The following is a 25,480-nucleotide window of genomic DNA, read 5'->3' on the forward strand; positions in this document are numbered from 1 at the left end:
CCTGCGCCGTTGACCATGCAACCGATGTTGCCATCAAGCTTGATGTAGGCAAGGTCATACTTGCTGGCTTCGATTTCAGCCGGATCTTCCTCGGTCTCGTCGCGCAGGGCGAAGACATCGGGGTGGCGATACAGCGAGTTCGAATCGAAGCTCATCTTGGTGTCGAGGACGAGGAGGTTTCCGTCCTTGGTTTCCACCAGCGGGTTGATTTCGAGCATGTCGCAATCAAGCGCCACGAAGGCGTTGTAAAGCTGGCCAGAGATCTTGGCGGCCTGCTTGTGCAGTTCGCCCGTCAGGCCCAGTGCGAAGCCGACAGCGCGGCCGTGGTGCGGCATGAAGCCTTCAGCCGGATCGATGGTGATTGTGTGGATCTTTTCCGGCGTCGAGTGGGCGACTTCTTCGATGTCCATGCCACCTTCGGTCGACACGATCATGGCGACGCGGCTGGAAGCGCGGTCCACGACCATCGACAGGTAGTATTCCTTGGCAATATCAACGCCATCGGTCACGTAGAGGCGATTGACCTGCTTGCCTGCGTCACCGGTCTGGATGGTGACGAGGGTGTTGCCGAGCATTTCCTTGGCGAAAGCTTCGACTTCCTCGATGCTCTTGGCCAGGCGCACGCCGCCCTTGGCATCGGCGGGAAGTTCCTTGAACTTGCCCTTGCCGCGACCGCCAGCGTGGATCTGCGCCTTGACGACATAGAGCGGCCCGGGAAGCTGCTTTGCGGCAGCAACAGCTTCTTCAACGGTCAGCGCGGCAATGCCGGCCGGAATGCCGACGCCAAACTTTGCCAGCAGTTCCTTGCCCTGATATTCATGGACGTTCATGCGTGATCCCCGACTTGAACGGCCCTTCCGGGCCTACAGGCGCGCCACGATCGGCGCAAAGGTATGCGCCGCCAATGGCGCTTTGAGTCGCTATGCCTTAAGCACAGCACGCGAAGCTTGAAAAGGGGCGTAAATGCGAGGCTGCAACCTATCTTTGATAACAACTCGCAATTGCAGCGACGCACAAGTGCCTTCGCAATCCGGGGCGCACGATGATCGACTATGATCGCCTTCACGCCATCGTCCGCAGCGCCGGTGAAATGGCCCTCGCACTCTGGCCTGGCCACGGCCATGCGCCAGCGGTGTGGGAAAAGACACCCGGGAGCCCGGTATGCGATGCCGACATTGCGGTGGATGCATTCCTGAAGCGCGAACTTGGCGCGTTGCTGCCGTCGGCGGGCTGGCTGTCTGAAGAGACGGTGGATCACCCTGATCGGTTGGACCGCGGGCTGTGCTGGCTGGTCGATCCGGTGGACGGCACCCGTGATTTTGTGCGTGGACGCCCCGGCTGGTCGGTTTCGGTGGCGCTGGTGAGCGAGGGACGTCCGCTGATCGGTGCGCTCAGCGCCCCTGCGCGCGGCGAATACTGGGCGGCAATTGCGGGACAAGGCGCGTGGCGCAATGATGTGCCCTTGCAGGCCAGCACCCGCACTGTGCTGGCTGGTTCACGCGTTCCGGCAGACAGCCTGCCCAAGGCGGACGCCGACCTTGTTGTGGTGGACAAACCCAATTCGATTGCCCTGCGCATCGCGATGGTCGGCGCAAACGAGGCTGATCTGCTCGCGACTCTGCGCTGGGGCTTTGAATGGGACATCGCGGCGGCCACGCTGATCGCGCGTGAGGCAGGGGCGGCGACATCCGATGCCTTTGGACAGCCCCTGTCTTACAACAAGCGCGACCCGCGCGCCTTTGGCCTGCTGGTCACCGCGCCTGCGATCCATGCCGCTGCGGTCGAGCGACTGGCGGATCGGGCGGCAAAACTCGCCTAATCAAAATCCTCGGTATCGATGGTGGGCAGGATCGCCCCGGCATAGCGGTGGCCGGCTACGGTATGTTGGTTGATCAGCGCATCCACTTCGGCTGCGGTGGCGGACGGCACTTCCCAGTCCCACCGTGCGATGTTCTCTTCCAGATGCGCAATCTTGCCGGTCCCGGGGATGGTCACGATATGGTCCCCGCGAGAATGCACCCAAGCGAGGCTGAGTTGTGCCGGGGTAACGCCTTCACGCGCGGCGATGGCGTTGAATTCATCGATCAAGGCCAGATTTTTCGGCCAGTTTTCGCCCATAAAGCGGGGCATTGCCTTGCGAATATCGCCATCAGGCAAAGTCGCCGGATCACGCAAGCCATTGGCCAGCACGCCGCGCCCTACCGGTGAGAATGCAACAAAAGCGGTGCCAAGTTCACGGCAGGCGTCGAGCACGGCGATTTCCGCCTGCCGCGTCCACGGCGAATATTCGGTCTGCATCGCGGCGATCGGATGAACCGATGCGGCCCGGCGGAGCGTGTCCGCAGACATCTCGGACAGACCGATGCCGCCGATCTTGCCCTCTTTCACAAGGTCCGCCATCGCGCCGACCGATTCTTCGATGGGCACGGTCTTGTCACGCCGGTGCATGTAATAAAGATCGATGTGGTCGGTCTGCAGCAGCTTGAGCGAGACTTCCAGTTCGCTGCGGATTGTGTCGGGGTGACAATCCACCCCGCGCTTTTCACCGCTGGCAAAAATGCCCATTTTGGAGGCGAGATAGACCTTGTCGCGCCGCCCCTTCAGCGCGATGCCGACCTGGGTTTCATTGTGGCCACGGCCATAGAGGCGCGCGGTATCAAAGTGATCGTAGCCGATGTCCACAGCGTGCTGGAGCAGGTGGATGCCGTCTTCCTCGCTCGGGCGGCCGGTATAGGCCCAGCTTAATGACATGCAGCCAAGGCCGACCGGATTGACCTCTCGTCCGTTGATCGTGCGGCGTTGAATCGTCATGGGCTGAACTCCTTTGCAGGTGCCGATGCCAGCAGCGCGCGGCGAGGGTCAACCGCGAAACACATGTTCCATAACAAAAACGGCGCCACCCGCGAGGGGCAGCGCCGCTTCTGAAATGCCTAAAGTGCTTATTGGCCGGTGCGTGCAGCGTTCACATCGTCCTGACTGATCGGCACGATCTTGATTTCGACGCGACGATTGGCCGAACGGCCCTGCTCGGTGTCGTTCGAAGCAATCGGCTGCGATTCGCCGTAGCCCTGGCTGCGCATGCGGGCATAGCCAACACCGCGCGAGGTCAGATAGTCCGCAACTGCACGAGCGCGGCGTTCAGACAGTGCCTGATTGTAAGCATCGGAACCGGTCGAATCGGTGTGGCCGTAAACGTCGATCAGCGAGTTCGGATACTGCACCAGCGACTGCGCAACGCGATCAAGCGTGGTGCCGAAAGCAGGCTTTACCGTTGAGCTATCGACATCGAACGTCACGCCGTTCGGCAGGTTGACGAGAATGGCGTTGCCGCCGTCAGTCTCGCTAACGTCGATCCCCGTGCCTGCGGTCTGTTCGCGCAGTTCGCGGATCTGCTTGTCCTTCTGGTAGCCGATCACGCCACCGGCAACGCCGCCAATGCCCGCGCCGACGATACGCCCGGTCTTGCCACCGATGAGCCCACCGAGCAGCGCACCGCCCAAAGCACCACCGAGGCCGCCGATGGCGGTGCGCGAAACCTTTTGCTCACCCGTGTTCGGGTCGGTCACGCAGGCAGACAGGCTGACCAGTGATACGGCACACAAGCTCGACATCATGACGCGACGAATATTCATTTCCTGTCCCCTTTGACCGGCGTTCTGTTTTGAATTTAGCGACAGAACGGCGCTTTGACACGGCCAAATACGCCCAGTCTGGCTGAACGGTTCCCGAACAGCGTCACACAAACCAGATAAGCCGGAACCAACAACCGGCTATTCGCCTTTTCGGGGAAGTCTGTTAGGGGCGAAGAATGACTCCTTATCCTTGGTCCGACGTCCTGTTCATTCTGGGCCTCGTCGTGCTCAACGGCCTGTTTTCCATGTCGGAACTGGCAATCGTCTCGGCTCGCTCCTCGCGGCTAAAGGTTGCCGCCGAAGAAGGTAGCAAGGGCGCAAAGGTGGCCTTGGCGCTGGCTGCCGACCCCGGAAAATTTTTATCGACAGTGCAGATCGGCATTACGCTCGTCGGCATTATCGCCGGTGCCTATTCCGGGGCGAGTCTTGGTGGGCCTACGGCTGAACGACTCGCCGCATGGGGCTTCCCGGAGCGCTATGCCGACGATGTGGGTTTCGCTCTCGTCATTGCCATTACCACTTATCTCAATCTGGTGGTTGGCGAACTCGTGCCCAAGCATCTGGCTTTGCGCGCTTCGGACACGATTGCAAAGATCGCAGCGCCGCCAATGGCCATGATGGCGCGGATTACGGCACCACTGGTGTGGTTGCTGGACAATTCCACCAGCCTGATCATCCGCCTGCTTGGCCTGAAAAAGGGCACCGATCAGGAGGTTACCGCCGAAGAGCTGCACATGATCTTTGCCGAGGCCACGCGATCAGGCGTGATCGAGGAAGAAGAGCGCGCGCTGATGAGCGGCATCATGCGGTTGGCCGAGCGTCCGGTGCGCGAGGTGATGACGCCGCGCACCGAACTTCACTGGATCGAGCGCCGCGCGCCCGAAACGGAGCTTCGCGCGGCGATTGAGGACTCTCCCCATTCACTGCTGCTGGTGGCCGATGGCTCGGTCGACAAGATCGTCGGCGTGGTCAAAGTGCGTGACGTGCTGTCCACGCTGCTGCGCGGCCGCAAGGTGCAACTGGGTCGCCTGATGAAAAAGCCCGCCATCGTGCCCGACCAGTTGGATACGATGGACGCGCTGACCATGATCCAGCAGGCCGAAGTGGCGCTGGCGCTGGTCCATGACGAATACGGCCATCTTGAAGGCATCGTTACCCCGGCAGACCTGCTGGCGGCCATTGCAGGCAACTTCGTTGGCCACGGCGATGCGGGCGATTCGCCAATGGTGGTGGAGCGCGAGGATGGATCGCTGTTGATCGCGGGCGCGTTTCCCGCTGATGCGCTGGCAGATCGGCTGGGCATCGATATGCCTGACGACCGCGAGTTTGCCACGACCGCCGGGTTTTGCCTCTCGGTCCTGAAGCGTCTGCCAAACGAGGGCGAGCATTTCACCGATCAGGGCTGGCGTTTTGAAGTGGTCGACATGGACGGGCGCAAGATCGACAAGCTGCTGGTCAGCAAAAAGAAGGCTGCGGTGGTGATTGAGCCGGAGGGTGACGGGTAACCACCACACGGTTCGGGGACATGAAAAAAGGGGCGCCCGATCTGGACGCCCCTTTTTCTGTTTCAGCTATGGCGTGATGATCAGCGTGGCAGTTCGCTCACGCCCATCAGCGCTTCATCCACAGCGCGTGCGCACTGGCGGCCTTCGCGGATCGCCCAGACGACGAGGCTCTGCCCCCGGCGCATGTCACCGCAAGAGAACACGTTCTCGACGCTGGTCTTGTAGTCGGCCACGTTGCCCTTCACGTTGCCGCGCGGATCAAGTTCGACACCTGCCTGTTCGAGCAAGCCTTGCTTGCGCGGACCGAGGAAGCCCATCGCCAGGAAGATCAGGTCCGCCTTGATGACGAATTCGCTGCCCGCGACTTCCTGCATCTGGCCGCCCACCCACTCGACGCGGACGCATTCGAGACCGGCAACATCGTTTTCGCCCACCACGCGCTTCGTCAACACGGCGAACTCACGCTCGCAGCCTTCTTCGTGGCTGGAGGACGTGCGCAGCTTGAGCGGCCAGTTGGGCCATGACAGCGCCTTGTCTTCCTTTTCAGGAGGCTTGGGCATGATTTCCAACTGGGTGACCGAAGCTGCGCCCTGACGGTTGGACGTGCCGACGCAGTCCGAACCGGTATCGCCGCCGCCGATGACGACAACATGCTTGCCCGTGGCGAGCAGCGAGCCACGCGGAGCGGCGCGCAGTTCATCGTCGCCTGCATTGCGCTTGTTCTGCTGGGTCAGGAATTCCATCGCCATGCGCACGCCGGGCAGTTCTGCGCCGGGGATGCCAAGGCCACGCGGATCTTCCGCGCCGCCCGCCAACACCACTGCATCGAAGTTTTCGCGCAGTGAGGCGAACGAGACGGTCACGCCCACTTCCACCCCGGTGCGGAACTGGACGCCTTCAGCCTCCATCTGCATCGCGCGGCGGTTGATGTGGGTCTTTTCCATCTTGAAATCAGGGATGCCGTAACGCAGCAGCCCGCCGATGCGGTCGTTCTTTTCGAACACCGTGACCGAGTGACCGGCGCGCGCCAGCTGCTGGGCAGCGGCCATGCCGGCCGGGCCGGAGCCGATCACGGCAACCGACTTGCCGGTTTTCTTCGCTGGAACCTGCGGTTCGATCCAGCCTTCCTTCCACCCGCGATCAACGATGGCGCATTCGATCGACTTGATGGTGACCGGCTGGTCCACGATGTTCAGCGTGCAGGCCGCCTCGCACGGGGCGGGGCAGATGCGGCCGGTGAATTCGGGGAAGTTGTTGGTCGAATGGAGATTGTCGACGGCCTCGCGCCAGTCGTTCTCATAGACCAGGTGGTTCCAGTCAGGGATCTGGTTGTTCACCGGGCAGCCGTTGTGGCAGTACGGAATGCCGCAGTTCATGCAGCGTGCCGCCTGCCCTTTCAGGCCTGCATCGTCATGCGGGATGACGAATTCGCGGTAGTGCTTCAACCGTTCCGAAGGCGCATCATAGCTGCGATCCTTGCGGTCGATTTCGAGAAAGCCGGTTGCCTTGCCCATCGTATCTAACCCTTACTCAGCCGCGACAGACGCGGCTTCGAGGCGCTCGGCCTCCATCTGACGGAGCGCCCGCGCATAATCGCGCGGCATGACCTTGACGAACTTTGGCAGAGCCTCTGCCCAGTTGTCGAGAATCTCGCGGGCGCGTTTGCTGCCGGTGTAGAGGTGATGCCGTTCCACCAGCACGCGCAGACGTTCCGCGTCATGATAAAGCATGTCGCCCATGCCGTAGTCATAGACGTCAACGCCGCGCTGCTGCGGACGGCCTGCCCCGTCATCCTCATCGCGCTCAGCCGAAACCGGCAGCACGTCGACCATAGCGCCGTTGACGAGCTGGGCGAAGTTGCCGTCCACATCGTAGACATAGGCAATGCCGCCGGACATGCCGGCCGCAAAGTTGCGCCCGGTCCGGCCCAGCACTGCGACAACGCCGCCGGTCATATACTCGCAGCCATGATCGCCGGTGCCTTCGACAACTGCGATGGCACCCGAATTGCGCACAGCAAAGCGTTCACCACCCACACCGTTGAAGTAGGCCTCACCGGCAATCGCGCCGTAAAGCACGGTGTTGCCGACGATGATGTTCTCCGCCGGATCGCGTTCGACATGCGCCGGAGGACGCACGATCACGCGGCCGCCCGAAAGGCCCTTGCCCACATAGTCATTGGCATCGCCCACCAAATCGAGCGTGACGCCGTGTGCAAGGAACGCACCGAACGATTGTCCGGCCACACCCTTGAACGATACATGCACGGTGTTGTCCGGCAGGCCCTTGTGGCCATACTTCTTGGCCACTTCGCCCGAAAGCATTGCGCCGACCGTGCGGTTGACGTTGATCACCGTGCGTTCAAGGCGAACCGCCTGCCCGCTTTCCAACGCCGCAGCGCTGGCCCTGATCAAGTCCTGATCGAGCGCCGCTTCAAGGCCGTGGTCCTGCGTGCCGCTCCAGTTCAGGGTCGTGCCGGGGGCCGGTTCGACGCGGTGGAGCAGCTTCGACAGGTCGATGCCTTCAAGCTTCCAGTGGTGGATCGCCTTGTTGGCCTCAAGCCGGTCAACCCGCCCGACCATTTCAGCTACGGTACGGAAGCCCATTTCGGCCATGATCGCGCGCAGCTCTTCGGCGACGAAGAAGAAGTAGTTGATCACATGCTCCGGCTGACCGGTAAAGCGGGCGCGCAGCACCGGATCCTGCGTGGCAACGCCGACCGGGCAGGTGTTCAGGTGGCACTTGCGCATCATGATGCAGCCAGCGGCGATCAACGGTGCGGTGGCAAAGCCGAACTCGTCAGCGCCGAGCAGCGCGGCCACGGCCACGTCACGCCCGGTGCGCAGGCCACCATCAGCTTGCACGCAGATGCGGCTGCGCAGGTTGTTGAGCAGCAGCGTCTGCTGGGTTTCGGCAAGGCCGATCTCCCAAGGCGAACCCGCGTGCGTCAGCGAGGTCAGCGGAGAAGCGCCCGTGCCACCTTCGTAGCCCGAGATCGTCACATGATCGGCGCGCGCCTTGGAAACGCCCGCAGCCACAGTGCCAACGCCCACTTCGGACACCAGCTTGACCGAAATGCGCGCGCCTGTGTTCACGTTCTTGAGATCGTGAATGAGCTGCGCAAGGTCTTCGATCGAGTAGATGTCGTGGTGCGGCGGCGGCGAAATCAGGCCAACGCCGGGGGTGGAATGGCGGGTCTTGCCAATGGTCTTGTCAACCTTGTCACCCGGCAGCTGGCCGCCCTCACCGGGCTTTGCGCCCTGCGCCATCTTGATCTGCACATCATCGGCATTGACGAGGTATTCCGCGGTCACGCCAAAGCGGCCCGAGGCGACCTGCTTGATCGCCGAACGCATCGAATCGCCATTGGCCATCGGCGTGAAGCGCGCCGGATCTTCGCCGCCTTCACCGGTGTTCGACTTTCCGCCGATGCGGTTCATCGCCACGGCCAGCGTGGTATGCGCTTCCCAGCTGATCGAGCCATAGCTCATCGCGCCGGTGGCGAAACGCTTGACGATTTCGCTGGCGGGTTCAACCTCTTCGAGCGCAATGGCCTGATCAGCCTTCTTCAGCTCCATCAGCCCGCGAATGGTCAGCTGGCGTTCGGCCTGATCGTTGATCGACTGGGCGAATTCCCGATACTTTTCAGGGGTGTTGCCGCGCACAGCATGCTGCAGGCTGGCGATGTTGCTGGCCGTCCAGGCATGTTCTTCGCCACGCAGGCGCAGCTGGTACATCCCGCCCACGTCGAGCATCTTCTTGTAGATCGGGTTGTCACCATAGGCAGCAGCGTGGCGGCGAACGGTTTCCTCGGCGATTTCCTTCAAGCCGACGCCTTCGATGGTCGTCGCGGTGCCGGTGAAATAGGCGTCCACGAACGCGCTCGACAGGCCCACCGCGTCAAAGATCTGCGCGCCGCAATAGGACTGGTAGGTCGAAATGCCCATCTTGGACATGACCTTCAGGATGCCCTTGCCGATGGCCTTGATGTAGTTCTTCTTTACATCCTTGGTTTCGAGCGGAAGCTCCTTGGCAACGCGGATCTGCTCCAGCGTCTCGAACGCCAGATACGGATTGATCGCTTCCGCGCCATAGCCCGCCAACACGCAGAAGTGATGCACTTCGCGCGCTTCGCCGGTTTCAACCACAAGGCCGGTCTGCATGCGCAGGCCCTGACGCACCAGATGCTGATGCACCGCTGCCGTTGCCAGCGCCGCCGGCATCGGGATACGGCTTTCGCACTGCGCGCGGTCAGACAGGATCAGGATGTTCTTGTCGGCCAGCACGGCTTCGGTGGCGGCCCAGCACATTTCCTTGATCGCCTGTCCAAGACCATCGGCCCCGCTGGCTGCGTCCCACGTTGCGTCGATAGTGGCGGTGCGGAATGCACCGTCAAGCGCGGCCTCGACCGAGCGGATCTTGGCCACTTCCTCATTCGTCAGGATCGGCTGATCAACTTCGAGGCGCTTGTGGCTGCCCGCATCGTGACCCAGCAGGTTCGGGCGCGGCCCGATCATGCTGACCAGCGACATCACCAGTTCTTCGCGGATCGGATCGATCGGCGGGTTGGTGACCTGCGCAAAGTTCTGCTTGAAGTAATCATACAGCAGGCGCGAACGCTTTGACAGCACCGCAATCGGCGTGTCGGTGCCCATCGAACCCAGCGGGTCTTCCCCGGCAATCGCCATCGGTTCGAGGAACTTGCTGATGTCTTCCTGCGTGTAGCCAAACGCCTGCTGCCGATCCAGCAGCGAGGTTGTCTCAACCGGCAGCGCAGCCAGCTCAGGCTCGATCACGTCGAGCTTCTTGAGGTTGTACTGCGCCTGTTCGAGCCACTCTTCATAAGGCTCGGCAGCAGCCAATACTGCCTTGATTTCCTCATCCTCGATGATCTTGCCCTGCTCCATGTCGATCAGGAGCATACGGCCCGGCTGCAGGCGCCACTTGCGGACGATGTCTTCTTCACGGAAGGGCAGAACGCCGCTTTCCGAAGCCATGCAGATCAAATCATCGCGCGTGATCGAGAAGCGTGCGGGGCGCAGGCCATTGCGGTCCAGCGTCGCGCCGATCTGGCGGCCATCGGTAAAGGCCACGGCAGCGGGGCCGTCCCACGGTTCCATCAGCGCAGCGTGGTATTCATAGAACGCACGGCGCGCAGGCGTCATCAGCGGGTTGCCGGCCCATGCTTCGGGAATCAGCATCATCACCGCATGGGCAAGGCTGTATCCGCCCGCCAACAGCAGTTCGAGTGCGTTATCAAGGCAAGCCGTGTCCGACTGGCCGTGCGGGATCAGCGGCCACATCTTGTCCAGATCCGGGCCAAGCAGCTCGGATTCCATCGTGCGGCGGCGTGCGTTCATCCAGTTCACGTTGCCGCGAACGGTGTTGATTTCACCATTGTGGGCAACGAAGCGGAACGGGTGCGCAAGCTTCCAGCTGGGGAAAGTGTTGGTGGAGAAGCGCTGGTGAACCATGCCGAGCGCCGAAACGCAGTCAGGATCACGCAGATCGTCATAGAACGAGCCGACCTGGTTGGCCAGCAACAGCCCCTTGTAGACAATCGTGCGGGTCGAGAAGCTGGGCATGTAGAGCTGCGTCACGCCCGGCAACCCGTGCTTTTCAGCCATTGCTGCCAGCGGGTTCTGCGTCTGCTTGCGGATGGCAAGCAGCTTGCGCTCAAAAGCGTTCTGGTCCGGCGTGTTGGCCCCGCGCTTGATGAAGCACTGGCGGATCACCGGCATCGATTCGATCACGGTCTTGCCAAGGCCGTCCATCGTGACGGGCACATCGCGCCAGCCGATCAGTTCCTGACCTTCCTTGGCAATGAACTTCTCGAAAAACTCGGTCACGAACAGGCGTGCAGCTTCGTCCTGCGGCAGGAAGCACATGGCCACGGCATAATCGCCCGGCTGCGGCAGTTCACGGCCTTCAGAAGCGGCCCATTTGCGGAACAGCGGATCGGGAATCTGGATCAGCAGACCGGCGCCGTCGCCCAGCAACGGATCGGCACCGACCGCGCCGCGATGATCAAGATTGCGCAGAATCTCAAGCGCCTGATCCACGATGGCATGACTTTTCTGGCCTTTAATGTGAGCGATGAAGCCCACGCCACAAGCGTCATGTTCGTTACGCGGATCGTACAGGCCCTGAACCGGCGGAAATCCCATCTCGATGATCGTCCTACATCCAAAAAGAGGCAAAGCCACGCGAATCACGCCGCTGTGAGGCGACGAAAATTGCGCGAAGTGCCCCCATGACTGCCGGAAAGTTATTTTGCAACTGCGCAGGGCCATCAACCGGGCGGTTAAGCCCGAAAATACGCATGCGATATGGCAGAAACTGCGGTTTTCGTGGGTTTTTGCGGCAGAAAAGGTGGCACATAAGCCACCCTACCCGGGCCCTTGCCCAGCCCCCGGCCAGGTCGTACGGAACGCCTGGCCCACGACCCGCGATGAAGCGTGGGGATCAGCCCTGCGCGGTCATCCGCTGCAACGTTGCAAGCGCGGCGCGCAGCGCGCGGTCCGCCTCCTCGGCTTCAACGATAGTGCTGGTCACCGTCGACACAGGTTCGGCCAGCGTATCAATCGGGCTGGACGGCGCAGCGCGGCCCGGCGAGGCCAGTGGCGACCCCGGCACAGGGATGATCGAGGTTGGCAGGTCCGAAGCTCCGCCCATCGCAGATGGACGCTCAAACGGACGAGGTGCCGCATGGATGGGCGCAGACTGCCCCGGAAAGACCACGACCGGCTCGGCATCATCAGCCCGGGCGTCAGCATCGTATTCGTCACCCTCGTCATCGTTTGACAGCTGCAGGGCCTGATGGCGGTTGCTGCCGCTGCTCATATCCAGCAGTGACGGATAGCGCTCTTCCGGAACGTCAGGGTCGGCATTCGCGTCGACGGACTCGACAAAATCCGAAGCAGCGTCGCCATCTTCCTCGTCGTCAAACTCGTCTTCTTCATCGCAGGCATCGACCGGCTCGGACGTCGGCTGCTGCGTGGACACGCGCAGGAAGCGAGCGAGGCCGGGAACATCCTCATCCTCTTCGGCATCGAATTCGGCCACGAAGGGCTGAAGCGCAGCCGGGCGAAGTTGCACGACGCGTTCGGTTTCAAGCGAGGGTGCCTGATTGTCGGCATCGGCATCGTCAGCCACCGCAGATTGGAAGCGCGCAAGCACGGGAGACGGCTGCGGCGCAGCCACCGAAAATCCGTCAAAATCCCGGATTCCACTTTCCGGATCGCTGCCGTGCACCGGGTCCGCTGCTGGGGCAGGCACGAAAGCCTCAACCGTGTGCACAGCATAGGGTGCCGTCGGCGCAGGGTTTTGCGGCGCAGCATGCGCACGCGCGTTGCGACGGCCAATCGCCAGCGCCAGTCGCTCGGTAAGCTGGACCAGGCCCAGATCTTCAAGCGGCGTGCGCGCCAGCGGCATGTGCACGGCGGCAGGCGCCTGCATCAGCGGCGTCTTGATCAGCGGCATGGCAGCATAGGCCGGAGCCGGGTCTGCAAAGTTCGTTGTAAAATCTGCGGCTTGGGCAGGAACTTCAGGCTCGAAAGCCTCATCCACAGGCTCGTCTGCATCGTAGCCGACCTCAGGCATCACATCGGCGCTTGCCGTGAATTCCTGCCGTTCGCCTGACGCAGCCTCCTCGGCAACGATTTCTGCGTCCTCGAACAGCAGGTCCAGCGCCAGCGGATCATCTGCAAGCGCATCATCGGTGAGCGTGCCACGCTGCGCTGAATCAGAGCGCTCGTCCTCCCAAGGCAGTCGGGCGACTTCAAGGACAGTGTGCTCATCGGTTTCGGCAAGCGGCGCTGCCACATCAGACGCAGCGGCAAAGACGGATGGCGGTGCAAATGCCGCGCCGGTCAGCGGATCGCCAAGATCCTCGCTAGGATTGAGCGGCCGTCGGTGCAGCGGCGGCCGGGCAGGCGAAGCCGCCTTTTCATCCGAACGTCCGAACGAACGCGCGCGGACCGGCGCTTCAACATGGCCATGCGCAAGGCGGCGACCGATCATGTAGCCCACAAGGCCGCCCACACCCATCATCACGATCGCCACCAGCGCGCGCACTGTAAAGCCCAGCGGCGGTTGTGCGGCCGGCAGAATTTCAGGAATGCCGAGCGCCACGACCGGCCCTTCAAGCAGGGCTGGCGCCACCGCAAAGCTGCCAAGGCTAAGGAAGGCCGCGAACCACAACGCGGTCACAGCCGGGAACATGGGGTGCGCGGTGATGGGCTTTGGCTTGCGCTTGGTCACGGTCACTGGCGTTTCGTCCTGCTCTTTTCCGGTTGATCGCCGGTCAGTCAAACTCCGCAACATCGCCGGTCAGGCTGCCATTGCGGGCAATATGTGATTCGGTAACAGGACTTGGTAAACGGGATGATAACGCCTCACGTTGAGAGCCCAGTCATGGTTCTTACGCACAAAGTGCCTTGCCACCTCACGGCGCGCGCCCCAGCCTTCGCGATTGAGCAATAGCTCGGCCATTGAAGCGGCCATTGCAGCGGGATCATCCGGCGCGAACAATGTGCCGGTAACACCATTCTGGATCAATTCGCGGTGCCCGCCAACGTCCGATGCTGCCACCAGCTTTCCCTGCGCCATCGCTTCCAGCGGCTTTAACGGGGTTACCAGTTCGGTCAGCCGCATGGCTTTGCGCGGATAGCAGACGACGTCGACCAGCGAGTAATACCGATCAACCTCGTGATGCGGCACCCGCCCCACGAAGCGGATCGCATTGGCCGCGCTTGATGCCGCCGCCTGCGCGCGCAATGCCGCCTCGGCGGGGCCACCGCCGACCAGCAGCAGCCGTGCATCGGGCACACGCGCCACGATGGCTGGCATGGCTGCAATCATGTCGTCGAGGCCTTCGTAAGGGTAGAAGCTGCCAAGGAAGCCGATCACCGGCCCATCACCCAACCCCAGCTCTTGCGCCAATGCGGCATCGCGCTCCAGTGGACTGCCGAACATCTCAAGATCGACACCGTTGGGCATGATCGCGATTTTCTCGGGCGCATATCCGCGTGCGATCAAGTCCTGCCGCAGCCCGTCGCAGATCGTCACCACCCGGTCCGCCCCGCTGACCACGTCATTCTCCAGCACGCGGGTGAGCCAATACTTGGCTGAACCCTCGCGCCCGGTGCCATTGCCCACCGCCGCATCCTCCCAGAAGGCGCGAATTTCATAGACCACCGGGATGCCCAGCCTGCGCCCGGCCTTCAACGCGGCAAGGCCACATAGCGCGGGCGAATGGGCGTGAAGCACATCCGGTCGCCATTCCTGCGCCAGCGCGACGATCCGGTCCGCCAGCGCCGTAACCTCGTTCCATTCGCGCACCAACGGTAAGCCCTGAGCGGCCCCGGAGGTGCGGTAGAACAGAAGGCCGTCAGCTTCCTCGGGGTCACCCGAATGCGCCGCGCTGTGCCGTTGTCCGGTCACCCCGCGCACCTCCAGCCCCATCGCCTGCTGCGCCTTCAAAATCGCGCGCGTGCGGAAGGTATAGCCGCTGTGCAGCGGCAGCGAATGGTCAAGGACATGAAGCACGCGGGTCATCCCCCGCTTCCTGCCAGACAAGCCTTAACGCCGCGTCAACCCAGACCGGCTAACGGTCTTCCCACGATGATCGACAAACTCACGCTTTTCCTGCCACACTTGCTGATGGCGATTGCCGTCTGGCGGCTGCTGAAGCGTGACGATCTCGACGATGATCCCTCATTGCCCAGCCGCCGCGTTCCGTTCCGCAAGACGCGCGCAAAACCGCCAGGCGGTGGCGATGCTTGACCTGTTCCTGCTCAGCTTCGTGCTGGCCTTCATCGGCGCAGGATTCCGCCGCCCGTTCATTTTCGTGCTGGCCTATACCTATATCGACGTCGTCTCGCCGCAGAAGGTCAGCTGGGGCATTATGTCCCAGATCCCGATTTCGCTGATCGCCTTCCTTTGCGCATTCGGCGCGTGGTTCGTGGCCGAGGACAAGAACGGCACCCGCTTTTCCCTGCGCCAGTTCCTCATGCTGATGCTGCTGATCTATTGCGGGATGACTACGCAACAGGCCGATTTCCCGCTTGAGGCCGCTGAAAAGTGGTCATGGGTGTGGAAGGCGCTGGTCTTTGCGATGTTCCTGCCGCTCACGTTGCGCACCCGCCTGCGGATCGAGGCGCTGACGCTGGTCATGGTCCTGTCCATCGGCGTCATCGTCATCGGCGGCGGCATCAAGACGATCACTGGCGGCGGCGGATATGGCACGCTGCGACTGTTGGTCGACAACAACACGGGACTTTATGAAAGCTCGATCATCTCGGCGGTGTCCATCGCAGTGATCCCGCTGGCGCTGTGGCTGGCGCGCTTCGGCACGATCTTTCCGCCTGACTGGCGGGTAAAGGGCTTCGCGTGGGCACTGTGCTTCGCCTGTGCACTCATGCCCATCGGCACCGGCGCGCGCACTGGCCTTGTCTGCGTGGTGGTGCTGGCCGCGCTGGTCCTGCGCACCGCCAAGCGGCGCTTGATGATCGTTTCGCTGATGGCCGCAGGCGCGCTCATCAGCCTGCCACTGCTCCCGGCGGAATTCGTCGCGCGGATGAACACCATCGGCAATCACCAGTCCGATGAATCCGCCTCCACCCGCGTGGCAGTGTGGATGTGGACGCTGGATTTCGTGAAGGACCGCCCGTTCGGCGGCGGCTTTGACGCCTATCGCCAGAACAAGCTGGAATACAACGCCGTCACCGCGCAGCAGGCAGGCGACAACAATACGGCACTGGAATACCGCCCGGTAGTGGACGAAGCCCGCGCCTATCACTCAAGCTATTTCGAAATGCTGGGCGAACAGGGCTGGCCGGGCCTTGCCATGTGGCTGGCACTGCATCTGCTTGGCCTGTGGCAGATGGAAGTGCTGCGCCGACGCTTTCGCAAGGAAGAGAGCGAGGAATTCCGCTGGGTCTCGCCGCTGGCCGAGGCATTGCAGCAGGCGCAGGTGATCTACCTCGTCGGCTCCACCTTCGTCGGTATCGCGTTCCAGCCGTTCTGCTACATGCTGGTCGGGCTACAATGCGGGCTGTGGGCGTATATTCAGCGTGTGAAGGCAGCCCAGCCCGAACCGTTTCGCAAACCGCGCGGCTTGCACCAGACCCTCACCGCCGCTTAACCGCCTGCTTAAATACGCTTGCGCAACGCCGAACGTGTCGGCATTCTGCAGGCAAAGTATTCAGGAAGGCGCAAAACCATGACCAGATTCATTCCCGCTGAGCAGATCAAAGGCATGGTCGGCTCGGTCGTTGGAACCTCTCAATGGGTCGAAATCACGCAAGAGCGGGTCAACAAGTTCGCCGAGGCCACTGGCGATTTCCAGTTCATCCACGTCGATCCCGAAAAGGCAAAGCTTACACCGTTCGGCGGCACCATCGCGCACGGCTTCCTCACCCTTTCGCTGATCCCGCTGCTGACGATGGAGAGCGATTGCCCCCGCCCTGAAAACATCAAGATGGGCGTAAACTACGGCGGCAACCGCACCCGCTTCCTCGCCCCCGTCCGCGTCGGCAAGCGCGTGCGCGGCCACTTCAAACTGCTGGAAATGGACGAAAAACGCCCCGGTCAGTGGCAGCAGACTATGGAAATCACGGTTGAGATCGAAGGCGAGGCCAAGCCCGCGCTACTTTGCGAATGGGTGAGCCAGTTCTTCGTTTGATTGGCGATTGTCCGTAAAAAGGGCCGGGCGAAAAATGTCCGACCGGCCCTTTGAGGTGTCAGGTGTGGTGCCTCAAGCTACCACGCTCAATTTCCGGCTCTTGGCCTTCTTTTCGAACGTATTGATCCACTGGTCCACCACCGGTGCGATGTTTGATCGCCAGCGTGAGCCGTTGAAGATGCCATAGTGGCCAACTTCGGTGGCGAGCAGGTATTGCTTCATCTCGTCAGGCAGGTTCGGCGTTACCTTCAGCGCGGCCTTGGTTTGGCCGATGCCCGAAATGTCATCGCGCTCACCTTCGATGCACAGGATCGCGGTGTCGGTGATGGCCCCCAGATCCACCGCTTGCCCGCGATGGATCAGTTCACCCTTGGGCAGGGCGTGGCGCTGGAACACCACATCCACCGTCTGCAAATAGAATTCGGCGGGGAGATCGCAAACCGAACGGTATTCATCGTAGAATGTCCGCGTGGCATCGGCGTTTTCGTCGGCCCCGGCGTTCATGTGCTGGAACAGCTTGTAGTGGCTCATCATGTGGCTGGCCATGTTCATCGACATGAAGCTGGCAAGCTGCACGAAGCCCGGATAGACGCGTCGCCCCTCGCCCGGATAGTTGGCCGGCACGGTGGTGATCACGTTGTGTTTGAACCACACGTGCGGCTTAGTAACGGCATGGTCGTTTACCGCTGTCGGGCTTTCGCGCGTGTCGATCGGGCCGCCCATCATGGTCAGCGTCAGCGGACGGCAAGGGTGCTTGTTGGCCGCCATGATTGCGGTTGCGGCAAGCGATGGCACCGAAGGCTGGCACACCGCCAGCATGTGCGCGCCTTCGCCGATATGCTCAAGGAAGCCGGTCAGATAATCGATGTAGTCATCAAGATCGAACACGCCTTCGGCCAGCGGCACATACTTCGCATCGGCCCAGTCGGTAATGTAGACAACGCAGCGTTCCAGCATGCGCTCCACCGTGCCGCGCAGCAGCGTGGCGTAGTGGCCGCTCATCGGTGCAACGATCAGCAGGCGCGGTGCGTTCTTGGGCAGGCCTTCGTGCGTGAACATCTTCAGATCGCCGAACGGGCGGGTAACCACGGTCGTCTCTTTAACCGCGTGTGCCGCGCCATCGACGTGGATCACCTTGATCCCGAAGGCAGGCTTCCCACGCGGCGCTGCAGCATGGGCGAACACATCAAGCGCGTTGGCGATGGTTTGCGATTGGCCCATGCCCGCAAACGGATTGCGCGGATCGGTCAGGGCATCGGCCATCATTGAGGCCCATGCGCTGCTCGCATTCATCAGCGAGCGCTGGATTTCATAAGCTTTGTACAGCACTGCGAACACCTTTTGGTTGTTGCCCGAAACATGGCCGAAAGCCCGGTTTCAGGAGTCGTTGAAAGCAGATTGCCTCGATTCGACCGTTTGTGCAACGCAACAAACATCCGGTCAGGTTGGCACCACACCAATGCCCCCTTCCGGCAAGACGTGGCTTGGGCTAGGCGAGGCGCATGGACGAGCATACCCCGCAGACCGAACCGCAAGCTGTCGCACCAGCCGAACCGGCCGCAAAGGCCCGGACTCTTGGCCCGTTGCGCATGATCTGGGACGAGGCCGCGCGCTATCCGGGCCGCGTCGCCGCCGCCTCTGCCGCGCTGGTGGTCACATCTGCTGCCACGCTGGCGATCCCCTCGGGCTTCCGCCTCATTATCGACAAGGGCTTTTCCGCCGGGGCCGATGTGAACGAGCTGGGCCGCTGGTTTCAGTACCTGCTGCTGATCGTGCTGGTGCTTGCCATCGGCACCGCCTGCCGCTTCTATTTCGTGTCGTGGCTGGGTGAGCGCGTCGTTGCCGACGTGCGGCTGAAAGTGCAGGCCAACCTGCTGCGCCTGCCTCCCTCGTTCTTCGAGACGAACAGCCCCAAGGAAATCGCCTCGCGCATGACGTCTGACACAGCGGTGATCGAACAGGTTGTCGGCACCACCGTCTCCGTCGCCCTGCGCAACACCATCACCGCCATCGGCGGCCTCGGCTACTTGCTCTACCTCGCGCCAAAGCTGACCGCGATCCTGCTTATCGGCATCCCGCTGGTGGTCGGCCCCATCGTGATCATCGGCCGCCGCTTGCGCAATGTGTCGCGCTCCAGCCAGGACCGCGTGGCCGGCATCGGCGTGATCGTCTCCGAAGTGCTGGGCGCAATGAAGATCGTGCAGGCCTTCGGGCAAGAGGAACGCGAACTCGCCCGCTTTGGCGAAAAGGTCGAGGCCACGTTCCAGACGGCGCTGCGCCGCATCTCGATCCGCGCAGGGATGACCTCTATCGTCATCCTGCTGATCTTCGGCGGCATCACCATGCTGGTGTGGGAAGGCGCGATCGGCGTTGCCAACGGCACGATCAGCGGCGGCACGATCTTCGCCATCGTCATCACCGCAGGCTTGGTTGCCGGTGCCCTTGGTGCGCTGTCCGAAGTCTACGGCGATCTCCTGCGCGGCGCTGGTGCCGCCGGACGCCTCAACGAGCTCCTGCGCGAAGAGCCGGACATCGCTCCTCCTGCCCGCCCCACTGCGCTACCGGTGCCCCCGCGCGGGCAGTTGGCGTTCCAGAACGTCGCCTTCCGCTATCCCTCGCGCCCCGAAGTGCTGGCGCTCGACGATTTCTCGCTGACGGTCGAACCGGGCGAAACCGTCGCCATCGTCGGCCCCTCGGGCGCAGGCAAGTCCACGCTGTTCCTGCTCGCACAGCGCTTCTACGATCCGCACGGCGGCACCATCCGCATCGATGGCGTGCCGCTGACCAGCGCCGATCCGGCGGAAATCCGCATGCGTACCGCGCTCGTCCCGCAGGATGCCACGCTCTTTGCCGCCTCGGCGCGTGACAACTTGCGCTACGGCAACTGGGGGGCAACCGATGAGGCGATCTGGGAAGCTGCGCGCAACGCCAACGCCGAACAGTTCCTGCGCGATCTGCCCCAAGGCCTCGACACGTTCCTTGGCGAAGACGGCGCGCGCCTTTCGGGCGGCCAGCGCCAGCGCATTGCCATTGCCCGCGCGGTGCTGCGCAATTCGCCGATCCTGCTGCTCGATGAAGCCACCAGCGCCTTGGATGCTGAAAGCGAACGTCTGGTGCAGGACGCGCTCGACCGGCTGATGAAGGACCGTACCACGCTGGTCATCGCCCACCGCCTCGCCACGATCCGCGCGGCAGACCGTATCGTGGTCATGGACGGTGGCCGGATTGTCGAACAGGGCACCCACACCAGCCTCAGCGCTGCCGATGGCCTCTACGCCCGCCTCGCCCGCCTGCAATTTGACGGGATGGCAGCCTGACACCTTGACTTGATGCTGCGTTGCGGCAAACCCCGGAAGCATCATGGACTCTATCGTCACCGCTATCCTGCTCGGCATCGTCGAGGGCCTTACCGAGTTTCTCCCGGTATCCTCCACCGGCCACCTGATCCTCGCGACCGAGCTGTTCGGCTTCGATCCGCACCAGTGGGCCATGTTCAACGTGGTGATCCAGTTGGGCGCGATCCTGGCGGTGGTGGTGCAATACTGGCGCACCTTCTGGGCGGTCGGCATGGGCCTGCTGCGGCTTGAGCCTATCTCCCTGCGCTTCCTGCGCAATCTGCTCGCCGCCTTCATCCCCTCGGCCATCCTCGGCCTGCTGCTGAAGGACTATATCGACGTCCTGCTCGGCAGCCCGTCGGTGGTCGGCTGGGCACTGATCATCGGCGGCATCGCGATCTTGGTGATCGAAAAATACGCCAAGCCCGGCGAACTCACCGGGATCGGCCAGTTGCCGCTCAGCCAGGCGCTGGGCGTCGGCTTCATCCAGTGCCTCTCGATGGTGCCCGGCGTCAGCCGCTCGGGCGCGACGATCATGGGCGCATTGGCGATGGGCATAGAGCGCCGCACGGCGGCTGAATTCAGCTTCTTCCTCGCCATCCCCACCATGCTGGGCGCAACCACGCTCGAACTGCTCGACAATCGCGAGGCGATCATGTCGGGCACGCTCGCGTCCGGCGGCGTGGGCTGGACCGAAATCGCGGTTGGCTTCCTCGTTTCGTTCGTCGTCGCGCTCGCGGTGATCCGCTTTTTCGTCGCCTATGTCAGCCGCGCAGGGTTCAAACCCTTTGCATGGTATCGCATCGTGGCCGGAGCTGCCGCCATCATATGGTTGGCAATGCGCTGATTTCACAGCGATAATCAAACACGGCCAACAACCATCCACCGCAACGGTGGAACAAATTACCTCGCCCGGAATTGACTCCCCAGAACGCCACTTACGGCAACAGTTCAAAGGGGTAGCATCATGGGCCTTATCATTCTTCTCATCGTCGGCGGCATTCTCGGCTGGCTGGCCAGCATCGTCATGCGCACCGATGGTCAGCAGGGCATCTTCCTGAACATCGTCGTCGGCATCGTCGGCGCGCTGCTTGGCGGCTTCCTGCTGGCACCGCTGATTGGCGGCGGAAGCATCACGCAGGGCATTTCGGCCGGCACGCTGATCGTTTCGTTCCTTGGCGCGCTGATCCTGCTCGCCATCGTCAACCTCGTTCGTCGCGGATCGGTTCGCTAAACCGAAACGACGTTCATTTCCCGAAGGCGGTTCGCAAGAGCCGCCTTCGCCACATCACAAGACTTCAATCCGGAAAGGGATGCACATGAAAGGTTTCTTCAAGGGCGCAATGATGGTGCCGGTACTGGCGATGGGCCTCGGCCTTGCCGCGTGCGACAGCAATCAGGAAAATGCCGCAGAAGATCAGGCCGACATGGTCCGCGAAAACTCCGAAGCCGCTGCCGATACGATGGAAGATCGTGCCGACATGATGGGCGGCGCATCGGAAGACGCAATGGAAGCCAAGGCCGATGCCGTCCGCGCGACGGGCGAAGCCAAGGCCGATGCGATGGAAGACCAGGCCGACAAGATGTAAGGCTGCGGGCGCACGCTCGCACCTGCCTTGATGGCCAAGGAAAGCCCGGCACTACCCTGGAGGTGCCGGGCTTTTTCTATGTCGCTGTGTCCGCTCTAAAAGGCCAGTCACACCTCCAACCATTCTTCGTCATCCTGAACTTGTTTCAGGATCCATTTCCCCCAAACCCTGTCCGCTCGTGAGGAGAGATGGACCTCGAACCAAGTTCAGAGTGACGGGGAAACAGTAGGTTGAATGCGCAACAGCGCTGCTAGACCGGCAATGCGCCTGACCCGTGCCCACCGCGCAGATGATACTCCAGCGTCCCCCGCTGCAACACATCATCCACGTCGATCACTGCCGTATTGGCATAAGTGAACCCTGGCCCCAGCGCGCGATAGAGCCGGTCAAAATCGCGCTCCACCGTCTGGTGATAGAGGTCGGCAAAACTCTCGATCACAAAATACGTCGGCTGCAGATCGTCGATCACATAATCGGTGCGCATCACCCGGTCGACGTTCAGCATGATCCGGTTGGGCGATTTGCCCTCCAGCGCAAACACCGCCTCACGCGGCCCCGAGAGAATGCCCGCACCATAGACCTTCGGGGCGCCGTCCTCGATCACCAGCCCGAACTCGACCGTGTACCAGTAGAGCGCGCCCAGCGCCTTCAGTCGGTTATACCGCATGGCTTTCCACCCGGCTCGGCCATATTCCTGCATGTAATCGGCGTAAGTCGGGTCGGTCAGCATCGGCACGTGCCCGAACACATCGTGAAACACGTCCGGCTCTTCGATATAGTCGAAGCATTCGCGCGTGCGGATGAAATTGCCCGCCGGAAAGCGGCGGTTGGCCAGATGCCAGAAGAACACGTGATCGGGAATCAGCATCGGCACCGGCACCACGCTCCACCCGGTCAGCGCGCCCAGCTCCTCCGATAGCCGCGCAAAATCAGGCACGCCTCCGCGCCCCAGGTCCAGCCGCTCCAGCCCGTGCAGGAACGCGCTGCATGCCCGGCCGGGAAGCACCTCCATCTGCCGCGCATAGAGCGCGTCCCACACCCCGTGCTCGTCTGCCGTATAGCGCCGCTGTTCCGGCTCCACCCAGTCATCGCCCACCCGTGAAGGGCGGCGCAGGGGCGCAGTGAACACAGTGTCAGGCATGTCCGGTAGCTGGGCAAAATCAAAAGCAGGGGCGTTCAAGGTCGGCATCATCTCTCTAATATGGTTACTGATGCAACCAATACCATGACCAAGTGTTTCCGGCAAATCGCCAGACGCGTCTCTGGTCGCTTGACTTTACCCTGATTCTATCCCAACGGCCCCACCCTGTGACGGCGGCGTGGAAACGCGCCGCTACATTCGTTTTCAGATTCGCGCGCGAAATTTCAGGATAGAGCAATGGCAAAGCCCACCACCGTCAAGATCCGTCTGGTCTCGACCGCAGAAACCGGCTTCTTCTACGTAACCAAGAAGAATCCCCGCAACACGACCGAGAAGATGGTCTTCCGCAAGTACGATCCCGTCGTGCGCAAGCATGTCGAGTTCAAGGAAGCGAAGATCAAGTAAGCGCGCATTAGCGCCTGCTCCGTGAAGCCCGTCCCGCCATTCTTGGAACCGGGACGGTTCACGGTGAGTTCAACGCCAACACCTCAAGGAACGGCGATGAACCAGATCAAGAACACATTTCGCAAGCTTGGCCGCCCCGCGGCGGCCCTTTCGCTTGCCTTCGCTGCGGCCACGCCCGCCATACTCGCCACCCCCACGGTGGCGCAGGCCCAGCCTTCCGAAATCGATCGCGCCGTCACCGCCCTGCGCGGCATCACCACGCTGCGCGCCAACTTCGTGCAGACCGATCGGTCGGGCCAGACCATCTCCGGCGTGCTTACCATGAAGCGCCCCGGCAAGATCCGCTTCCAGTATCAAAAGGGCGTACCCCTGCTGATCGTGGGCGATGGCAAAGCGCTGACCATGATCGACTATGAAGTGCGGCAGGTGCAGCGCTGGCCCATCGGCAACAGCCCGCTGGGCGCGCTGCTCGATCCGAACAAGGACGTCGCCCGCTTCGCTAAGCAGTTGCCCACCGGCGATCCCGGCGTGATCAGCCTGCAAGTGCGCGATCCCAAGCATCCTGAATATGGCACGATCACCATGATCTTCGTGCGCAACGCGGGTGCCCCCGGCGGTATGCAACTCGATTCATGGGTCGCCCTCGATGCCCAGAACAAGCGCACCACCATGCGCCTGTCCGGCCACCAATATGGCATCGCGGTGGACGACAAGACCTTCAAATGGACAGACCCCCGCCCCGCCACCCGGCGTTGAGCGGCTAACCCCGCCACCGCCACCAGGAGTGCGCCCCCGCGAAGGCGGGGGCCTCAGGCCGCATTCAGCAACCTCTAAGGCAGACGGCAGCGCTCGACCGCCCGAGGTCCCCGCCTTCGCGGGGAAGCAGAAGGCGTTTGCCTTTGCCATTACACTCCTTCGTCACCCCGGGCTTGACCGGGGGCCCCGCTTCCCTTCGCAACGTCAGAAAAAGCCCAACCCCGGATCAAGTCCGGGGCGACGATTCGGGCAGGGTCAGTGAAAATGAACGCCCCCCCGCAACCCATCGCCACCACAAACCACCTCACCCCCCAACCGTTCGCCCCTTGCGACAAGTTGCGACAAGCCTGTCATAACCGTTCATCGGGGGGCAAGCGTCCGGCCCCTAGAACGGTTCTCGACGAGGCGGTCGAGACAGGTTTCCCCCCTGTTGCCGGTCTCCCAATGACCTCCCCGTCAAGCGTGACGAACGCGAATGGAACCCTCGGACCAATGCCCCCGGTCCGGGGGTTTTGTTTTTTCATTCGATCTTCGCCCCCTGCGCGGCTGCGGACGGCAGCCTTCTTGCGCTTCCGGTGCTCACGACCAAAAAGGTCGCTGCGCGCCGGTTCTCGAAGACCACCATCCTCGCTCACGCAGGGACCAAAGCTCGAACGAAAAAATTGCGCCCCAATCCTCCCTGTTTTTCCGAAGGACAAACGGGGAGGGGAACCGCCAGCGAAGCTGGTGGTGGAGGGGTGGATTCATGCGCCGAACGGTATAGTGTGGTGAGGCCATGACCATGATGCACAACCCTCCCCACCCCGGCGAACTGCTTCGTGACGAAGTGATCGAAGCGCTGAACCTGTCCATCACCGAAGCCGCCAGCCGCCTCGCAATGTCGCGCGTCGCCCTCTCGCGCGTGCTGAACGGCAAGGTCGCGATCAGCCCCGATCTGGCCTTGCGGCTGGAGCAGGCAGGCGCAAGCACCGCGCGCGCATGGCTGGCGATGCAGGCTAACTATGACCTGTGGCGGGCGCGGCAGCACGTGCAGCCAGTCGTGCGGCGGTTGCAGGAAGCGGCGTGAATAGAGAGCCATAGGCAGGGCCAATGAATTATTCAGCCATTGCTTGGCGTTTAGCAGGCATTCTGGTGCTCGCACCCTTGGGCAGTTGCACTCAGAAGCCTGCAACCACCGGTGATCTGCCGTCGGTCGCTCAAGCAAAAGAAGAATGCTCAGGACTGTCGACAAGAGTCGCCAGCAAGCCAAATGCACCACCTGTCGGGAAGAACAGTGACTTTACCAAGTGTATGTTGGAGCAAGCAAACAAGGTGATTGGGTCGCGTGAGTTTGAGCAAATTTGCAGTGCTATCCCCGGTGCGCGATCCGATTCCGAAGATGGCAAGTGCTTCATCGTCCATTTCTAAAACAGCCGGCCCCACCCCCACATC

The 25,480-nt window shown here is 62.2% G+C and carries 21 protein-coding genes and 1 pseudogene; 13 read left to right on the forward strand and 9 right to left on the reverse strand.

Annotated elements, in window-relative coordinates:
- Positions 1-830 (reverse strand): ADP-forming succinate--CoA ligase subunit beta (sucC, locus tag Q8R81_RS03980; RefSeq protein ID WP_305616153.1); only part of this gene is annotated, 830 nt, incomplete at its 3' end.
- A 212-nt stretch (positions 831-1,042) separates the two neighbouring features.
- Between sucC and Q8R81_RS03985 the strand changes: the two genes are divergently transcribed.
- A complete protein-coding gene (locus Q8R81_RS03985; protein WP_305616154.1) occupies positions 1,043-1,819 on the forward strand; it encodes a 3'(2'),5'-bisphosphate nucleotidase CysQ in 777 nt (258 codons plus the stop codon).
- Here Q8R81_RS03985 and Q8R81_RS03990 read toward each other — a convergent pair.
- On the reverse strand, positions 1,816-2,811 hold the full coding sequence (locus tag Q8R81_RS03990; RefSeq protein ID WP_305616155.1) for an aldo/keto reductase: 996 nt from the start codon (positions 2,809-2,811) through the stop codon (positions 1,816-1,818). The genes Q8R81_RS03985 and Q8R81_RS03990 overlap by 4 nt on opposite strands.
- Positions 2,812-2,939: 128 nt before the next feature.
- Positions 2,940-3,632: an OmpA family protein gene (locus tag Q8R81_RS03995; protein WP_305616156.1), complete on the reverse strand. Its 693-nt coding sequence runs from the start codon at positions 3,630-3,632 to the stop codon at positions 2,940-2,942.
- A gap of 176 nt (positions 3,633-3,808) precedes the next feature.
- Between Q8R81_RS03995 and Q8R81_RS04000 the strand changes: the two genes are divergently transcribed.
- The gene (locus tag Q8R81_RS04000; protein ID WP_305616157.1) at positions 3,809-5,137 is read left to right on the forward strand and encodes a hemolysin family protein; all 1,329 of its coding nucleotides are present in this window, start codon (positions 3,809-3,811) and stop codon (positions 5,135-5,137) included.
- 80 nt (positions 5,138-5,217) lie between these two features.
- Here the strand turns inward: Q8R81_RS04000 and Q8R81_RS04005 are convergent.
- The 4 genes and pseudogenes from Q8R81_RS04005 to Q8R81_RS04020 form a co-directional block, all read right to left on the reverse strand.
- Positions 5,218-6,633, reverse strand: a pseudogene (locus Q8R81_RS04005) (glutamate synthase subunit beta); the annotation flags it as partial.
- A 30-nt stretch (positions 6,634-6,663) separates the two neighbouring features.
- Positions 6,664-11,304, reverse strand: coding sequence for a glutamate synthase large subunit (gene gltB, locus Q8R81_RS04010; RefSeq protein WP_305616189.1), 4,641 nt, complete (start codon positions 11,302-11,304; stop codon positions 6,664-6,666).
- Positions 11,305-11,602: 298 nt separating this feature from the next.
- Positions 11,603-13,462: a hypothetical protein gene (locus tag Q8R81_RS04015; RefSeq protein ID WP_305616159.1), complete on the reverse strand. Its 1,860-nt coding sequence runs from the start codon at positions 13,460-13,462 to the stop codon at positions 11,603-11,605.
- Between the two features lie 6 nt (positions 13,463-13,468).
- Positions 13,469-14,695, reverse strand: coding sequence for a TIGR04063 family PEP-CTERM/XrtA system glycosyltransferase (locus Q8R81_RS04020; RefSeq protein ID WP_305616160.1), 1,227 nt, complete (start codon positions 14,693-14,695; stop codon positions 13,469-13,471).
- A 66-nt stretch (positions 14,696-14,761) separates the two neighbouring features.
- Here Q8R81_RS04020 and Q8R81_RS04025 point away from each other — a divergent pair, with 66 nt between their 5' ends.
- The 3 genes from Q8R81_RS04025 (at position 14,762) to Q8R81_RS04035 (ending at position 16,823) form a co-directional block, all read left to right on the forward strand.
- On the forward strand, positions 14,762-14,923 hold the full coding sequence (locus Q8R81_RS04025) for a hypothetical protein (protein WP_305616161.1): 162 nt from the start codon (positions 14,762-14,764) through the stop codon (positions 14,921-14,923).
- On the forward strand, positions 14,916-16,283 hold the full coding sequence (locus tag Q8R81_RS04030) for a putative O-glycosylation ligase, exosortase A system-associated (RefSeq protein ID WP_305616162.1): 1,368 nt from the start codon (positions 14,916-14,918) through the stop codon (positions 16,281-16,283). The genes Q8R81_RS04025 and Q8R81_RS04030 overlap by 8 nt, the downstream gene beginning before the upstream one ends.
- A gap of 78 nt (positions 16,284-16,361) precedes the next feature.
- Complete coding sequence (locus tag Q8R81_RS04035) at positions 16,362-16,823, forward strand: MaoC family dehydratase (protein ID WP_305616163.1); 462 nt, start codon at positions 16,362-16,364, stop codon at positions 16,821-16,823.
- 72 nt (positions 16,824-16,895) lie between these two features.
- On the opposite strand, the gene Q8R81_RS04040 is transcribed toward Q8R81_RS04035, so the two are convergent.
- Complete coding sequence (locus Q8R81_RS04040; protein ID WP_305616164.1) at positions 16,896-18,152, reverse strand: polyhydroxyalkanoate depolymerase; 1,257 nt, start codon at positions 18,150-18,152, stop codon at positions 16,896-16,898.
- A 173-nt stretch (positions 18,153-18,325) separates the two neighbouring features.
- On the opposite strand from Q8R81_RS04040, the gene Q8R81_RS04045 reads away from it, so the two are divergent.
- The 4 genes from Q8R81_RS04045 (at position 18,326) to Q8R81_RS04060 (ending at position 21,747) form a co-directional block, all read left to right on the forward strand.
- Positions 18,326-20,140 (forward strand): ABC transporter transmembrane domain-containing protein, encoded by a 1,815-nt coding sequence (locus tag Q8R81_RS04045; RefSeq protein ID WP_305616165.1) that lies wholly within the window; start codon positions 18,326-18,328, stop codon positions 20,138-20,140.
- A gap of 43 nt (positions 20,141-20,183) precedes the next feature.
- Complete coding sequence (locus tag Q8R81_RS04050; protein ID WP_305616166.1) at positions 20,184-21,005, forward strand: undecaprenyl-diphosphate phosphatase; 822 nt, start codon at positions 20,184-20,186, stop codon at positions 21,003-21,005.
- Positions 21,006-21,125: 120 nt separating this feature from the next.
- Positions 21,126-21,392 carry a GlsB/YeaQ/YmgE family stress response membrane protein gene (locus Q8R81_RS04055; RefSeq protein WP_305616167.1) on the forward strand — a complete coding sequence of 89 codons (267 nt, stop codon included), beginning with the start codon at positions 21,126-21,128 and terminating at the stop codon, positions 21,390-21,392.
- 85 nt (positions 21,393-21,477) lie between these two features.
- A complete protein-coding gene (locus tag Q8R81_RS04060; protein WP_305616168.1) occupies positions 21,478-21,747 on the forward strand; it encodes a hypothetical protein in 270 nt (89 codons plus the stop codon).
- A 250-nt stretch (positions 21,748-21,997) separates the two neighbouring features.
- Here the strand turns inward: Q8R81_RS04060 and phhA are convergent, their stop codons facing one another.
- Positions 21,998-22,888 (reverse strand): phenylalanine 4-monooxygenase, encoded by an 891-nt coding sequence (gene phhA, locus Q8R81_RS04065; RefSeq protein ID WP_305616169.1) that lies wholly within the window; start codon positions 22,886-22,888, stop codon positions 21,998-22,000.
- 237 nt (positions 22,889-23,125) lie between these two features.
- On the opposite strand from phhA, the gene rpmG reads away from it, so the two are divergent.
- The 4 genes from rpmG (at position 23,126) to Q8R81_RS04085 (ending at position 25,456) form a co-directional block, all read left to right on the forward strand.
- A complete protein-coding gene (gene rpmG / locus Q8R81_RS04070; RefSeq protein ID WP_305616170.1) occupies positions 23,126-23,293 on the forward strand; it encodes a 50S ribosomal protein L33 in 168 nt (55 codons plus the stop codon).
- A gap of 96 nt (positions 23,294-23,389) precedes the next feature.
- Positions 23,390-24,049, forward strand: a complete 660-nt coding sequence (locus Q8R81_RS04075; protein WP_305616171.1) for an outer membrane lipoprotein carrier protein LolA — start codon at positions 23,390-23,392, stop codon at positions 24,047-24,049.
- 775 nt (positions 24,050-24,824) lie between these two features.
- The gene (locus Q8R81_RS04080; protein WP_305616172.1) at positions 24,825-25,115 is read left to right on the forward strand and encodes a HigA family addiction module antitoxin; all 291 of its coding nucleotides are present in this window, start codon (positions 24,825-24,827) and stop codon (positions 25,113-25,115) included.
- A 23-nt stretch (positions 25,116-25,138) separates the two neighbouring features.
- Positions 25,139-25,456 (forward strand): hypothetical protein, encoded by a 318-nt coding sequence (locus Q8R81_RS04085; protein WP_305616173.1) that lies wholly within the window; start codon positions 25,139-25,141, stop codon positions 25,454-25,456.
- Positions 25,457-25,480: the final 24 nt, after the last annotated feature.

Origin of the sequence: Novosphingobium sp. (genome assembly GCF_030696665.1) — a bacterium.
In the GTDB taxonomy this organism is placed as follows: Bacteria; Pseudomonadota; Alphaproteobacteria; order Sphingomonadales; family Sphingomonadaceae; genus Novosphingobium.

Coding starts and splice junctions, on each gene's coding strand:
- Q8R81_RS04075 (WP_305616171.1), top strand. CDS start 23,390: ATGAACCAGATCAAGAACACATTTCGCAAGCTTGGCCGCCCCGCGGCG.
- Q8R81_RS04000 (WP_305616157.1), top strand. CDS start 3,809: ATGACTCCTTATCCTTGGTCCGACGTCCTGTTCATTCTGGGCCTCGTC.
- Q8R81_RS04030 (WP_305616162.1), top strand. CDS start 14,916: ATGCTTGACCTGTTCCTGCTCAGCTTCGTGCTGGCCTTCATCGGCGCA.
- Q8R81_RS04085 (WP_305616173.1), top strand. CDS start 25,139: ATGAATTATTCAGCCATTGCTTGGCGTTTAGCAGGCATTCTGGTGCTC.
- Q8R81_RS04060 (WP_305616168.1), top strand. CDS start 21,478: ATGAAAGGTTTCTTCAAGGGCGCAATGATGGTGCCGGTACTGGCGATG.
- phhA (WP_305616169.1), bottom strand. CDS start 22,888: ATGCCTGACACTGTGTTCACTGCGCCCCTGCGCCGCCCTTCACGGGTG.
- rpmG (WP_305616170.1), top strand. CDS start 23,126: ATGGCAAAGCCCACCACCGTCAAGATCCGTCTGGTCTCGACCGCAGAA.
- Q8R81_RS03990 (WP_305616155.1), bottom strand. CDS start 2,811: ATGACGATTCAACGCCGCACGATCAACGGACGAGAGGTCAATCCGGTC.
- Q8R81_RS03985 (WP_305616154.1), top strand. CDS start 1,043: ATGATCGACTATGATCGCCTTCACGCCATCGTCCGCAGCGCCGGTGAA.
- Q8R81_RS04015 (WP_305616159.1), bottom strand. CDS start 13,462: ATGTTGCGGAGTTTGACTGACCGGCGATCAACCGGAAAAGAGCAGGAC.
- Q8R81_RS04035 (WP_305616163.1), top strand. CDS start 16,362: ATGACCAGATTCATTCCCGCTGAGCAGATCAAAGGCATGGTCGGCTCG.
- Q8R81_RS04055 (WP_305616167.1), top strand. CDS start 21,126: ATGGGCCTTATCATTCTTCTCATCGTCGGCGGCATTCTCGGCTGGCTG.
- gltB (WP_305616189.1), bottom strand. CDS start 11,304: ATGGGATTTCCGCCGGTTCAGGGCCTGTACGATCCGCGTAACGAACAT.
- Q8R81_RS04080 (WP_305616172.1), top strand. CDS start 24,825: ATGACCATGATGCACAACCCTCCCCACCCCGGCGAACTGCTTCGTGAC.
- Q8R81_RS04020 (WP_305616160.1), bottom strand. CDS start 14,695: ATGACCCGCGTGCTTCATGTCCTTGACCATTCGCTGCCGCTGCACAGC.
- Q8R81_RS04025 (WP_305616161.1), top strand. CDS start 14,762: ATGATCGACAAACTCACGCTTTTCCTGCCACACTTGCTGATGGCGATT.
- Q8R81_RS04045 (WP_305616165.1), top strand. CDS start 18,326: ATGGACGAGCATACCCCGCAGACCGAACCGCAAGCTGTCGCACCAGCC.
- Q8R81_RS03995 (WP_305616156.1), bottom strand. CDS start 3,632: ATGAATATTCGTCGCGTCATGATGTCGAGCTTGTGTGCCGTATCACTG.
- Q8R81_RS04050 (WP_305616166.1), top strand. CDS start 20,184: ATGGACTCTATCGTCACCGCTATCCTGCTCGGCATCGTCGAGGGCCTT.